Consider the following 13341-nt stretch of genomic DNA (forward strand, 5'->3'; position numbering starts at 1 on the left):
TTGGCCGGAACGGGGCGGTTTTTACGCGCGCCGTCGTACTTCGGATCTGTCGTCATTTTCCGAATATGCAATCGGCGACTCTCAACAGGCCATGGAAGGTGAACAGCCTCCAAGTCTGTGTGAGATTCGTCCAGGTTGTAGGAGGGGTAACGTGTTCGAGTTTGTGCAATGGGTCATGTCCGAACCGGAGTTGCAGCGGGCGATGACCTCCCTGCGCAGCGGGGGACACAACGGACTTATCACCGGTCTCAGTGGAAGCTCCAGGCACCTGTATTACGCAGCCTTACACATGATGCGCAAGTCAAAAAATCCAGGTACCGTCACCCTCGTTGTTACGCACTCGACAACGGAAGCGCAACAGGTTGCTGATGACTTACAGGAGTTTCTGGGAGATGAAAGGGTATTTTTGTATCCCGAACGGGAGCTGGCCATCGCGGACGTGATGGCCTACAGTCGCGATGTCATTGGGGAGCGTCTCTTTGCACTTCAGTCTCTGTTATCTCTCACAGAGGGCGGTGTGGTAGTAGCCACCATTCATTCTGCTGTTCAGCCGGTCATGAAACGCCAACTCTATAAACAGTTGATTCATCGGTTTGAGGTTGGTAAAGCTGTCAATTTGAGCGAAGAGATTGAATGGCTGGTCCGCGCCGGCTACGAGCGCGTCGATCTCGTTGAAAACTGGGGTCAATTTTCAGTTCGCGGGGGTATCCTCGATATTTATCCGCTTACAGCACAGCACCCCATTCGAATCGAACTGTTTGACACGGAAGTCGATTCCATTCGAACCTTTGATGCGGCGACTCAAAGATCGCTTGACAAGCAAAAAACGGTTCAGGTCGGACCTGCGTTTGATTTTCTTGTTCCCCAAAGCCGTATGGAGGCTGTCGCCGTCGAGTTGGAGGAGCATCTGCAGGCACGCGTCCGAACCATCACCGACCTTGAAGTTCGCGATCGTATGCAGAACACCGTCGGTGCGGATATTCGGAAGTTTGCATCCGGCACCCCGTTTTTTGGCCAGTTACGATATACCGATTTGCTTAAGGACGCGGTTGACAGCCTGATGGACTACATCCCGGACAACGGAATGGTCATTCTCGACGAGCCTACGCGTTTGACTGAGCGGCAACGAGGTATTGAGAAAGAGGTGCGTGAGTGGATCTCCTCTGCACTTCTGCGAGGAGAACTGATTGCGGGTGCACTATCCGAACCGAAGTTCGAACTTGTATGGGACCATAAGGGGCACGCAGCGGTTGAGTTCACGGTATTTGCCAGGGCTGCAGGTGCAAGCCGCTACGCATTTGTGGTCAACGCAACGGCAAAGTCGATGCAGCAATTCCACGGACAGATGAATGTGCTCAAAAGCGAGCTGCAACGACTCTCGCACAGTCAGACTCGAGTAATACTGCTGGCAGCAACAGAAGAACGAAGAGACCGCCTGGAGCGGGTTCTGACGGACTATCGGATCGACTCCACTCGCGGTGATGTACCTCAGCAAGGTGGTATTCCAGTCATTCGTGTGGGAACACTCAGCTCCGGCTTTGAACTCCCGCTCACTCGGCTGGCAATGATCCTCGATACAGAGATCTTTTCAGCGCAAAAAAAGGGCCGCCGGGTGCGCGCAGAGATGTCGGATGCTGAACGAATTCGAAGTTATCAGGAATTAAACGAAGGCGACTATGTTGTGCACGTAAACCACGGAATTGGTAAATACCTGGGCATTCGAACGCTCGAAGTGGATGGGAAGCACAAGGATTACCTCCATCTGCAGTATGCGGGCAATGACAGTTTGTATGTTCCGGTGGAACAAATCGATCAAGTGCAGCGCTATATCGGATCGGAAGACAAGCAGCCGAAAGTCTATCACCTTGGCGGGAACGAGTGGAATCGGGTCAAGCAAAAGGTGTCAAAATCGGTTCGAGACATTGCTGAGGATCTGGTAAAGCTGTACGCCGCGAGACAAGCCACACCCGGGTTTGCGTTCTCTGAAGATACGCCTTGGCAAAAAGACTTTGAGGCGATGTTTCCGTATGAGGAGACGCCAGATCAAATGCGGGCGATAACCGAGATTAAGAAGGACATGGAACAGTCTCGCCCCATGGACAGACTTCTTTGCGGTGATGTTGGGTACGGAAAAACTGAAGTCGCGTTGCGCGGCGCCTTTAAAGCTGTGATGGACGGTAAGCAGGTGGCTGTCTTGGTACCGACGACTATCCTAGCTCATCAGCACTACGAGACCTTTAAAGAACGGTTTGCGGGTTTTCCAGTGACCGTGGAAGTGCTCAGTCGGTTCAAGAGCCGGAAAGAGTCGACATCGATTGTCAAGGGCCTGAAAGACGGCAGTGTTGACGTCGTCATCGGCACACACCGGCTGCTGAACAAGTCAATCCAATTCAAAGACCTCGGTCTGCTGATTGTGGACGAAGAGCAGCGTTTTGGCGTCACGCACAAAGAGCGGATCAAACAGATGCGGACCAACGTTGACTGCCTCACGCTGACTGCGACGCCAATTCCGCGAACCCTGCACATGTCGATGCTCGGAGTTCGTGATTTGTCTGTGATTGAAACACCGCCGGAAAACCGATTTCCGGTTCAGACATACGTGGTAGAGAACAATGAGAGCCTGATTCGCGAAGCGTTGGAACGAGAACTAAACCGTGGCGGACAGATCTATTACCTGTATAACCAGGTTCAGAGTATTCGTTCGATGGCGGATCGGATTACACGACTGGTGCCAGACGCAAGGATTGCTGTTGCCCATGGGCAGATGCCGGAAGAGGAACTCGAACGCGTCATGCTCGACTTTCTCGAAGGCGATATTGATGTCCTGGTGACAACCACCATCATTGAGACAGGCCTTGATATTCCAAACGTAAATACACTGCTCGTCCACGATGCAGACCGTTTGGGCCTAGCGCAACTCTATCAGCTTAGAGGGCGTGTAGGGCGTTCCAATCGGATTGCCTATGCCTACTTTATGTATCAGCGTGACAAGGTACTGACGGAGGTTGCTGAAAAGCGGTTGCAGGCGATTAAGGAGTTCACCGAACTTGGCAGCGGGTTCAAAATCGCGATGCGCGACCTCGCCATTCGCGGGGCAGGGAACTTGCTTGGTGCGGAACAGCACGGTTTTATTCACTCGGTTGGCTTTGATTTGTACAACGATATGCTGGCAGATGCAGTCAAGGAAATCCGCGGCGATCGGGAGAAGGCAGCGCCGGAACCAAGTATCGATCTTGCACTCGAAGCGTACCTGCCGGACGACTTTATTCAGAACCCCGCGCAGAAGATTGCGATGTACAAAAAGCTCAAGTTTGTTCGCAGCCAGGAGGCGGCGGCGGACGTGGAGGAAGAGCTTGAAGACAGGTATGGCGACCTGCCCGAGCCGGTTTTGAATCTCCTCGACGTGACTCGCATGAAGAGTTATGCAACGCGGTATGGGATTGAGACCGTTGCCAATCATGGGGCTGAGACGCTGATTCGGGTTCGCGCTGCAACGACCTCAAACATTAACCATGGTGTATTGTTTGGGACAGTGTTGCAGCACAAAGGCGAGTACCGAAAGCGCACTGACGGTACGGTTCAGATTAGTTTTCGCACGAAGGGACTATCGGATAGGGAGCTTTGCCGGATGTTAGTTCGCTTCCTGGAAGCCTTCGGAGATGCTCTTATTGTCAAACAGGAGGTCGAACAGATTGCCAAGTAAATTCGTCCACATGACTGCTGCCTTGGTGCTTGGCTCAACCCTGCTTACCGGTTGCGGAGCATCGAACCAGCCGTCCTCGGCGGCCAATAACGCGGCTGTGACGAGCTCAGGGAATGTCACGAATGGCGTGGGCAACAACACCGTCAGTGCAACCATTCCGCCAACTCCGAACTATTCGGGGCAGGCAGTGGCGACGTATGCTGGGGGCACGTTGACGAAGCAGGAGTTTGACCAGCAATACAATCTTCAGGTAGTTCTCCCAGGTCTCGCGTCTCAGGAGTCGAAGAAGGCGTTCCTGACGTACTACATCGTCTGGTATAAGTACCTCTACGCCAAGGCCAAGGCAGAGCCCGGGTTTCAGGTGGACGCAGCGACGGCAAACCAGGCAGCGGCTCAACAGCTTCAGCAGATGGTTGGCCAGCAATACGCCACACAGTCCGCGCTTGATGCTAAAATGAAGTCGATCGGGGTAACCGAAGGCGATATGGTTCGACTCGCTGCAACTGGACAAGCCCTGCAGAATTATCTAACCAAACAGATGAAGAGCGTCACTGTCTCTGACAGTCAAGCACAGAAGTACTATAACGACAACAAAGCAGGGTTTGTTCAAGTGACTGTGGACCAAATATTGGTCTCCACTCTGAAAACCGCCCAAGAAGTCGAAAAGAAGTGGAAGGCAGGAGGCAATTTTACGCAGCTTGTGTCCCAGTATTCCCAGGACCCAGGGGCAGCCCAGAACCATGGCACCTATGCCAATCAGTTGGCCATCTCTTTTGTCGCACCGTTTGCAAAGGCTTGCGAGACCCTGCCGCTTGGCAAGATCAGCGACCCCGTCCACACACAGTACGGATATCACGTGATTCGGGTGGACAAGCGCAAGCAGATGACTTTCTCCGAGGTCAAGGGCCAAATCCAACAGCAGATTCTCCTGCCACAGCTCCAAAACCAGAAAGAACAGGCGATTTATCAGGGGGCAGTTACGGCAGCAAAAATTAAACAGACGGTACCAGACAGTAACCTCTGATTCAATCCCTCACGGATAATCGTATTGAGATGGAAAGACTGCGGAGCATACTGCGCTCGGCAGTCTTTTTTACGTTGGACCGGTGTGACACGCCATGGAATCCGGACAGATGAGCCGCGTGGATCAATCTGGGCATTCCGTCAGTTCCCAAACCCGATTCCTAAGTATAGGAAACGGAGGGCAGTCACATAATAACCGCACGTCAAGGACCAGGGCATTCAGGCAGAACTCACATGCCTGATGTTCAAGCAGTGAAATGTGAGGTGAATGTGTTCAGGACAGCGATATAAATTAGAGAAGGTGGGACAAGGATTGAAAGCTACAGGCATCGTACGTAGGATTGATGATCTCGGTCGTGTTGTCATCCCGAAAGAAATTCGACGAACGCTGCGCATCCGTGAAGGAGATCCCTTAGAGATATTTGTTGATCGAGACGGAGAAGTCATCCTCAAGAAGTATTCGCCGATTGGCGAACTTGGGGACTTTGCGAAAGAGTATGCTGAATCCTTGGCTGATGCCACAGGGCATATTGCAATCATCACGGATAGAGACGTTATGATAGCCGTCGCAGGCGCTTCTAAGAAGGAATTCCTCGAGAAACCCATCAGCGATGACATCGAACAAGCGATGGAAGAGCGAAAGACCATGGTTAACGCGACAGCAGGTGATTATGCGGTGGTTCGGGACCGCTCAGATACGTTTACCTCCCGCGTCATCGCACCTATCATTGCCGCAGGCGATCCGATTGGGTCCGTCATCTTGCTTTCCCGCGAAGATGGTATCAAAATGGGCGAACTGGAAACAAAGCTTTGCGAAACCGCTGCAGGGTTCCTGGCGAAACAGATGGAGCAGTAACGCAAAACAAGACAAAAACGAGTCAGTTACAACCACATATCCAAGGAACGTTGATTCCTTGAAACAAAAACCGACCTGCCAAGCCCGGAGGCCGGTTTCTGTTTCGGTACAAACCCTTGTTCACCGCCTGTTTCATCCGTGGTGGGCCATGTTTGGGACATACTCTGCTCCCTTGTCCATAGGTATGTAAGAGAGCACTTTGCGCATCAGCAGGGAAGAGTGCTCATCTGTCGAAATATGGGCCAGAAGCGGAGGAATCACGGTTGAGCAGTGGACACAGCTTTGTACGGGGTGCAATGTTGCTTGCCGGAGCGGCCATTTTGACGAAGCTGCTTGGATCGGTCTACACCATCGTACTGCAAAATATCATCGGCGATCACGGAATGGGTCTGTTCCAAATGGCCTATCCCATTTATGCCACTTTGCTGGCGATGGCCACTGCGGGTTTTCCCGTTGCGATTTCCAAACTCGTATCCGAACGATTGGCGCTCTCCGACAACCGCGGCGTTACGCAGATTTTTCACGTAGCCTTATTGTTGCTCTCCGTCCTGGGTGCAGCAAGTTTTGCCATTTTGTTCTTTGGAGCTCGGTTTTGGGCAGAGATTGCCGGTGATCCCGCAGCGACATGGGCCATTCGAGCGATATCTCCAGCGCTTTTAATTGTGCCGGTATTAAGCGCGCTCCGTGGATACTTTCAGGGCTATCAATGGATGGAGCCAACGGCTTCGTCTCAGGTAATGGAACAGTTTGTTCGCGTGGCGACCATACTCGGACTCGCGGTGTGGTTAGTGAGTCAGGGTTATGGCAAAGAAATTGCGGCGGCAGGTGCTGCTTTTGGTGCAGTCACCGGTGCGCTTTCGGGACTCATTCTGCTTTTGTTTTATTGGCGTAGGAGGCATCCGGATCGGAACGCAGGCGAAGCCGCTCATCAAGTAAAGACGAGTACGCTGGTGCGCCAGCTGATTTACTATGCCTTTCCAATCTCACTCGGAGCACTAGTGGTTCCCTTGATGAACAATATCGATGTTGTGACTGTCGTGAATCTGTTGAAGCACACTGGCGATGCACAAGGTGCGGCTACGACCGAATTTGGACTGCTCAGTGGACGCGCATCCAAACTGATGATGCTCCCGACAACGCTTGCTGCGGGAATCGGGATCGCCGTGATGCCGGCAGTGTCGGAGGCATTTACGCTTGGGTATCGTCGGCTGATGAATGAGCGGATCGATATGGCCGTTCGTTTAACTGTGATGCTTGCGCTGCCGGCCGCAGCAGGGCTCGCTTTGTTGGCAGGCCCGGTTGACGTTGCACTGTTCAAAGACACGGCCGGGGCAGATACGATTCGCATCATGGCCTACGCAACGGTTTTCGCCAGCCTCCAAACCACGCTTGCCGCTGTTTTACAGGGCTCGGGGAGCGTCTATCTGCCTGTCTACAACCTTCTCATTGCTTGTGTCGTTAAAGCGATTGGCAACATAATGCTCGTTCCCGCGTATGGGATCCGCGGCGCTGCAACCGCAACGGTGATCAGTTACGGCGTTGCTGCGGCGCTCAATCTATCAGGGATGAATCGACGCATTGAGACGAAGACCCTCTGGTTGCGTTGGTTCGGGAAGCCTTTGCTGGCAACGCTCATCATGTCTGGGTTTGTTTATGCACTGTTGAGGCAGTGGAGCACTTGGCATCCGTTTGTCGGTCATCGCTTGGAGGCGGGCCTGGCTTGTCTCGTCCTCATTCTGATTGGTATCATCATCTACGGAGCAGCGCTGCTCGCGAGTTCAGCTGTTGTGGAGCGTGAACTGCGTCAGGTTCCAAGGGTTGGCGACGGGATCGCAAATTTATGTATCAAGCTCGGACTGGTCAAGCGTGAAGTGTGAGGCCTGCACTCAGAGCTTTTGTTGCTGCCTCAGTCATCTTGTGTCCGAGTTTCAAACGACTTTAGAATGGGAGAGTGCACTCTTTGCCTGTCATACACGTGGTCGGTCTCGGTCCGGGAGATATGTCCTCATTGCCGCTCGGAACGATGCAACAATTTAAGACAGGTCTGCCTGTGTTTTTTCGCACGTTCATCCACCCGGTAGCGGGCGAGCTGCTTGCAGATGGTCTGTCAGCGCAGTCTTTCGACGAGATGTATGAATCAGGGCAAAGTTTTGAGTCCATCTACGCACTGATGGCTGAAAAACTGATTGCCTATGCCAAAGAACATGGTGAGATAGTCTATGCTGTACCCGGGCACCCGCTGATGGCGGAACAATCTGTTCAAAATTTGATTAAAGCAGCACCTGCCTTTGACGTAGACGTGACGATTGGCTCAGGTCAAAGCTTTGTCGATGCAGTGTGCGCACTGATCAAAGTCGATCCGATTGAAGGGCTGTCGATCCTCGATGGCACGAATCTTGAGAGCAGACAGATCCATCCCTCATTACATACATTGATTGTTCAGGTCTTCGACCGGGCCGTTGCCTCAGACGTGAAGTTGACCTTGATGGAGGCGTTTCCGGACGATTACCCATGTACTGTGATACGTGCCGCAGGGGTCAAGAGCGAAGAACGAGCGGAAACCGTCCCGCTCTACGAGTTAGATCATCTTGGGTGGATTGACCATCTGACAACGGTGTACGTCCCTCCGACGGAGAATCAGGCGGTCCTTCGCAGAGACCCTTGGCAGCTTGTGAACCTGGTCAAACGGCTGAGGGAACCCGGAGGATGTCCTTGGGACCAGAAGCAGACACATAAGACGCTGCGCAAATACTTGATTGAAGAGGCCTATGAGGTCGCTGAAGCAATTGACAACGACGATGAGTTTGCTCTGGCAGAAGAACTTGGGGACCTTCTTCTGCAGGTGCTGTTGCACGCTCAGATTGGAGCGGAGGAGGGCTCATTTGACATTCGCGACGTCTTTGCCGCGCTTGCTGATAAACTCATCCGCCGTCATCCGCACGTGTTTGGAGCATCAAAGGCACAGTCAGCAGAAGAGGCAGAGCAATACTGGGAAGCGGCGAAAGCTGGAGAGACCACTGACAATCCTACAGACGCAGTTCCCGGTCAGCGTGATCGCAAGGCTTCTGTATTTGCAAAGGTCAAATGGGCTCAGCCCGCCGTTGCAACCAGTCTGGATTTGCAAAAGGCAGCTGCAAAGGTAGGATTTGACTGGGGGAGTGTCACAGAGGTATTGGCAAAGGTACGCGAAGAAACCGATGAAGTGGCACAATCGCTGGCCACCAGTGAAAGCGGCGAGACCAAGGGTACGGAAACGAACGGGGACATCCAGACACGCCCAACCATAGATAGTCGCCCGACTGACCACACGGTAGAAGAACTCGGAGACTTACTGTTTACCATCGTAAATCTTGCACGTTGGCTTGGCACCGATGTCGAAGAAGCGCTAAGTTTGGCGAACCGGAAGTTTTCGCGTCGGGTTTTGCTGGTAGAGAAAATTTTACAAAAAAATGGGCAAAACTTTGAGGAGATGTCTCCGCAGCAGCTCAATTTCTACTGGAATCAGAGTAAAGCAAAGGAAAAAACGTTGGCGTTCGATGACTAACAAGCAGGAATTCACCCGGAAAGCACGAATACAAATGTCGAAATACGCCACGAAAGGGGCCTTTAACAATGAACAAAATGGATTTGGTTAACAAGGTGGCTGAACAAGCCGGCTTAAAGAAAAAGGACGCAGAGACAGCAGTCAACACTGTTTTTGGCGCCATTGAAGAAGCATTAGCAGCAGGTGAGAAGGTTCAGGTCATCGGCTTCGGAACCTTTGAGACCCGCAAGCGTGCAGCTCGTTCAGGTCGCAATCCGCAGACTGGGGAGACCATAGAGATTCCGGAATCCACGGTACCTGCGTTTAAACCTGGCAACCGTCTGAAGGATCTGACCAAGTAATTGCGTCTGGACAAGTTTCTAAAGGCCTCTCGCTTGATTAAGCGACGGACGGTGGCGAAAGAAGTTGCCGACGCCGGCCGTATTTCCGTGAATGGACGGGTGGCGAAGGCAGGAACTGAAGTGGCTGTGGGGGATGTGCTGACCATCCGTTACGCGAATCGTACGCTCGAAGTGAGAGCGCTTCAACTCACTGAGAACCCACGGAAAGAGGTCGCTGACGAAATGTACGAACTCATTTCCAGTACGGGACGCGATGAAGATTCAGATGCTGGCGCGGATTCACAGTTTGAGTAAGTTCCTGTTGTGAAACTGCATGTTGACTGGGCATAGGAAAGCTCTCTGCCCATGATGGTGGATATGCCATACAGTCGAGCTGCACAAAGGGGTGACGTAAACCGTCACCCCTTTGGTCTATTTCGGGGTGAGATTCGCATACACTGAATCAGACATTCGGACATGTTGGAGGGCTGCACCATGACACCTTCGGAAGGTCACGACGTTTCCATTCGTGGACGTAAGAATATCGAGGTAACGGGTGTGTCAAGCGTAGAGAGCTTTGATGTGAATCAGTTTTCTCTTATTACATCGGGCGGGCCGTTAGCCATTCGCGGTACCAACCTCCATATGAAGCATCTCGACCTGGAAGAGGGCGTAGTCGTCATCGAAGGGACTCTTTCGAGCCTTGATTACACGGTCGACGGAAAGAACAGTAAAAAATCGCTTGCTAAGCGGTTGCTGCGGTGAAGCCATGACAGCGCAGGGCATGTATATACTTGTACTCGTCACCGTAGGTGCACTCATGGGAATTGTATTCGATGTCTATAACACGGTAACGGGTGCTGCAAAGTGGTTCCGATGGCTGCGTCCGGTACTCGACATTGCCTTTTGGGTCGTGTCCGCGGCAACGGTCTACTACACAGCGCTGCAAATGGACAGCGGTCGCTTGCGAATCTACACGTTTCTTCTCATACTCGCAGGATATCTCCTGTACCGGATGCTGCTGCACGCCACAGTCGTGGCCAGTGCGTTCCGAATTGTTCGCTTCACTCAGAGGGTTGTACGGGCCTTCGCGAGAGTACTAGAAGTCTTGCTTTGGCGGCCGCTCCGATTTATTTTGCGTCTTCTTGCAGCGCTGGCACAGGGCTTGTACAAAATCGGTTGTAAACTGGAGTCCAGTCTGTTCTTTCTTCTCCGCGTGATTGTGATCCGCGTCATTTGGCCGTGGCTGTCGCGAATTCCCGGTATTCGTACAAGTTTTGAATGGCTCAGCAAAGTTTGGAAGGAATTCTGGGATCGCGCGTCGAATTGGGTGCAAGCAAGGGTTATTCGATCGTGACGCGAGCAATTTCAGGGCAAATGGGATACAACGGATCGGAAAGGTCAACATCTGTGTCCTGTTGCCGCTAGGGGAGTTGGCAAGATTGGCAAAGACGTCGTCTGGTGGCAAGGGGAATTTTCGTTATGCCACAGCGGGCAGTCGAGTGAGCGGCGATGCAACCGCCAGACATCGGGTTTTTCAGTTCCGTCTTCGGTATGCGATTGTAGCAGTTGTACTTGTTTGGGCGGGATATCACTATTTGACTACCCAACTGCCACAGTACAATGCGTTAAAGAGTCAGGAAGTGAGCTTGACCAAACAGTTGCAGGGGCTGCAGACGCAGCATAAGCTACTTCAGACACAACAGGCGCAGTTGGGCGACAAATCGTATGTGCTCCAATACGCCGCAAAGAAGTACAACCTCATTGAACCGGGGCAAGTTGCGTTCAATCTGAGCCACTGATCCTCGGATTTAGGCACAGTTCTCTGGCAGGACTCAAAATTTGGGCGAACTTCCAGCTTGATTGAAGAGAACGGATTGCTTAATATTGGACTGAGGCATTTTGCAAACTCTAAGGAGGACGTTCTTCTTTATGTCAATTGAAGTTGGCAGCAAGTTATCGGGTAAAGTGACGGGTATCACCCATTTTGGGGCATTTGTGTTGCTGCCCGGAGGTGTGACTGGTCTTGTTCACATCTCAGAGATTTCGCATAGTTATGTGAAGGATATTCATGAGTTCTTGAAGGTGAACGACGAGGTGACGGTAAAGGTCATCAACGTTGACAAAGACGGAAAGATTGGTTTGTCTATTCGCCAGACGGTAGAGAATCCGAATCCGCCTGCTCCGAGACAGCGAAGTCCGCATCAGCGTCAGAGCTTTGAAGATAAATTGTCAAGGTTTATGAAGGACAGTGAAGACCGTCTGCAGGCACTGCGCCGAAGCGAATCCAAGCGAGGCGGCCGAGGCGGTCGTCGGGGATAACTGAAACGTTCGTTCACGGGGACGCGAAGCGTTCCCGTTTTCGATTCAAGGAGGATCTTTGTGTCAGAATCGGTGTATTACCTCGAGTACATTACGGCTGATGAGGAACGAGTGTTTTTAAGGTTTGACAATGAAAATGACCGGGATGGATGTCATATTTCACTAGACATGTACAAGGTTCAGTTGGGGCCGGTGGACATGCAGGTGTTGCTTGGGATTGCAAACAAGTTTGGCGGTCAGGTTGCACGGCCAGACGGTGAGAACCTCCTTTGACCCTCCGTCCGGATTCGCATATAATTTGGGGTGTGTGCTGGGTGTGTGTTCAGAGAGCGGGTTATTGACCGCAATGTGGATGCCAAATGTTTTAAATGAATTGAGGTGACGCCGGTGCAAAATTACCTCCATCCCTGGTTAGTCGCAATTTTCCTTTTGGTTTTCACGGTTATGTCGATCATCGGTATGGTTCGTCTGTTCCGCGAACGGAATGCTCTAGGTACAACGCTCTTATTACTTTCTACTTTAATTTTTGGTTACAGCACCTGGATCGCGGCGACACTACACACCTGATGCACGACGGCGCACGAACAAAGGAGAACCGACAACGGTTCTCCTTTGTTTCACGCTTTTGCTGCCCGGTATCGAAAAAAAGCTTGATTGAGCATTTGAATAGACTTCCTGTCGTGATTCTGGAACGCCTTTCGCAGTTGAGTCTGGAGCCAATCCGGCATTCCAATTCACCTCGCTTCGGAAAAGCATTCACCTTGCGTATCTGGTTGTTGCCGCTTCTCTGAAAGAGTGGTTTATTTTTATCTTATGAATGAAGTGTTTGTTTGCCACAGTGGGAGTGTGAGATCCTTGATTTTGTCAGACGCAAAAATTAAAGAAATGCTGCAACTCGGTACGTTGACCATCACACCTGTGGAGGATGAACAAATTCAACCGGCTTCTGTTGATGTCCGGATTGGAAGTCACTTCTTAAAGATTAAGGAGCATCAGGTGGGCTTTATCTCACTCGATACTCCGACGGAGTATGAGTCGTTTGAAAGCGACGAGATTATTATCCCGCCGCAATCCTTTTTGCTCGCGACGACCCTCGAGTATGTCAAACTTCCAAACCATTTGACTGCTTTCGTGGAAGGAAGAAGCTCTATCGGACGGATGGGTTTGTTTATTCAAAATGCTGGCTGGGTTGATCCGGGGTTTGAGGGCCAGATAACGCTTGAGTTATACAACGCAAATCGGCTCCCGATTAAATTGATTCGCGGATGGCGCATTTGCCAGCTTGTGTTTGCAGAGATGGACCAGGTGGCGCAGAACCCGTACCACGGGAAGTACCAGGGTCAGCGAGACGCAACAGGCAGTCGGATCTACCAGGACATGAAAAGCAAAAGGGTCTGATTTGAATCAGTCACTTACGGACGCTCGGAGATATCCGGGCGTTTTTTGTTTGTGCGCCCGGCATGGGCGTTGTCTATACGGTGGAAGTCCGGAGTGGTGAAGGTAGCAGTAGCCATTAGCTCAAGCCAAGGGTGTCCACCGCGAGGTGGAATCTGAAGGAAGGCGGCGGCAAACC

15 protein-coding genes are annotated in these 13341 nt (G+C 51.9%); 14 read left to right on the forward strand and 1 reads right to left on the reverse strand.

Translation table 11 applies throughout. From position 1 onward, the window contains the following. Positions 1 to 175: 175 nt before the first annotated feature. The 13 genes from mfd (at position 176) to AN477_RS25840 (ending at position 12335) form a co-directional block, all read left to right on the forward strand. The gene (mfd, locus tag AN477_RS06675; RefSeq protein ID WP_054968410.1) at positions 176 to 3703 is read left to right on the forward strand and encodes a transcription-repair coupling factor; all 3528 of its coding nucleotides are present in this window, start codon (positions 176 to 178) and stop codon (positions 3701 to 3703) included. Continuing rightward, positions 3693 to 4727: a peptidyl-prolyl cis-trans isomerase gene (locus tag AN477_RS06680; protein ID WP_054968379.1), complete on the forward strand. Its 1035-nt coding sequence runs from the start codon at positions 3693 to 3695 to the stop codon at positions 4725 to 4727. Before mfd ends, AN477_RS06680 begins: the two co-directional genes overlap by 11 nt. A 312-nt stretch (positions 4728 to 5039) precedes the next feature. Further along, complete coding sequence (spoVT, locus tag AN477_RS06685; protein WP_054968380.1) at positions 5040 to 5582, forward strand: stage V sporulation protein T; 543 nt, start codon at positions 5040 to 5042, stop codon at positions 5580 to 5582. Between the two features lie 263 nt (positions 5583 to 5845). Beyond that, entirely contained in the window at positions 5846 to 7459 is a 1614-nt protein-coding gene (locus tag AN477_RS06690) for a putative polysaccharide biosynthesis protein (protein WP_054968381.1), read from the forward strand. An 83-nt stretch (positions 7460 to 7542) separates the two neighbouring features. Continuing rightward, on the forward strand, positions 7543 to 9126 hold the full coding sequence (gene yabN, locus AN477_RS06695; RefSeq protein WP_083486029.1) for a bifunctional methyltransferase/pyrophosphohydrolase YabN: 1584 nt from the start codon (positions 7543 to 7545) through the stop codon (positions 9124 to 9126). Between the two features lie 68 nt (positions 9127 to 9194). Continuing rightward, positions 9195 to 9467 (forward strand): HU family DNA-binding protein, encoded by a 273-nt coding sequence (locus AN477_RS06700; protein ID WP_054968383.1) that lies wholly within the window; start codon positions 9195 to 9197, stop codon positions 9465 to 9467. Then, positions 9468 to 9761 (forward strand): RNA-binding S4 domain-containing protein, encoded by a 294-nt coding sequence (locus AN477_RS06705; RefSeq protein ID WP_054968384.1) that lies wholly within the window; start codon positions 9468 to 9470, stop codon positions 9759 to 9761. 180 nt (positions 9762 to 9941) lie between these two features. Continuing rightward, positions 9942 to 10211 carry a sporulation protein YabP gene (gene yabP / locus AN477_RS06710; protein ID WP_245631740.1) on the forward strand — a complete coding sequence of 90 codons (270 nt, stop codon included), beginning with the start codon at positions 9942 to 9944 and terminating at the stop codon, positions 10209 to 10211. A 4-nt stretch (positions 10212 to 10215) separates the two neighbouring features. Then, the gene (gene yabQ, locus AN477_RS06715; protein ID WP_054968386.1) at positions 10216 to 10803 is read left to right on the forward strand and encodes a spore cortex biosynthesis protein YabQ; all 588 of its coding nucleotides are present in this window, start codon (positions 10216 to 10218) and stop codon (positions 10801 to 10803) included. An 85-nt stretch (positions 10804 to 10888) separates the two neighbouring features. Then, a complete protein-coding gene (locus AN477_RS06720; protein ID WP_054968387.1) occupies positions 10889 to 11248 on the forward strand; it encodes a septum formation initiator family protein in 360 nt (119 codons plus the stop codon). 130 nt (positions 11249 to 11378) lie between these two features. Further along, positions 11379 to 11768: a S1 domain-containing RNA-binding protein gene (locus tag AN477_RS06725; protein WP_054968388.1), complete on the forward strand. Its 390-nt coding sequence runs from the start codon at positions 11379 to 11381 to the stop codon at positions 11766 to 11768. Between the two features lie 60 nt (positions 11769 to 11828). Next, positions 11829 to 12041: a hypothetical protein gene (locus tag AN477_RS06730; RefSeq protein ID WP_054968389.1), complete on the forward strand. Its 213-nt coding sequence runs from the start codon at positions 11829 to 11831 to the stop codon at positions 12039 to 12041. Between the two features lie 114 nt (positions 12042 to 12155). Beyond that, on the forward strand, positions 12156 to 12335 hold the full coding sequence (locus tag AN477_RS25840) for a DUF2759 family protein (protein WP_083486031.1): 180 nt from the start codon (positions 12156 to 12158) through the stop codon (positions 12333 to 12335). Positions 12336 to 12385: 50 nt separating this feature from the next. Here AN477_RS25840 and cmpA read toward each other — a convergent pair whose 3' ends face one another. Then, a complete protein-coding gene (gene cmpA / locus AN477_RS24320; RefSeq protein WP_157061842.1) occupies positions 12386 to 12496 on the reverse strand; it encodes a cortex morphogenetic protein CmpA in 111 nt (36 codons plus the stop codon). Positions 12497 to 12623: 127 nt separating this feature from the next. Here cmpA and dcd point away from each other — a divergent pair, with 127 nt between their 5' ends. Beyond that, on the forward strand, positions 12624 to 13166 hold the full coding sequence (gene dcd / locus AN477_RS06735; protein WP_054968390.1) for a dCTP deaminase: 543 nt from the start codon (positions 12624 to 12626) through the stop codon (positions 13164 to 13166). Positions 13167 to 13341 lie beyond the last annotated feature (175 nt).

Origin of the sequence: Paenalicyclobacillus ferrooxydans, assembly GCF_001399675.1 — a bacterium.
Taxonomy (GTDB): Bacteria; Bacillota; Bacilli; order Alicyclobacillales; family Alicyclobacillaceae; genus Alicyclobacillus_B; species Alicyclobacillus_B ferrooxydans.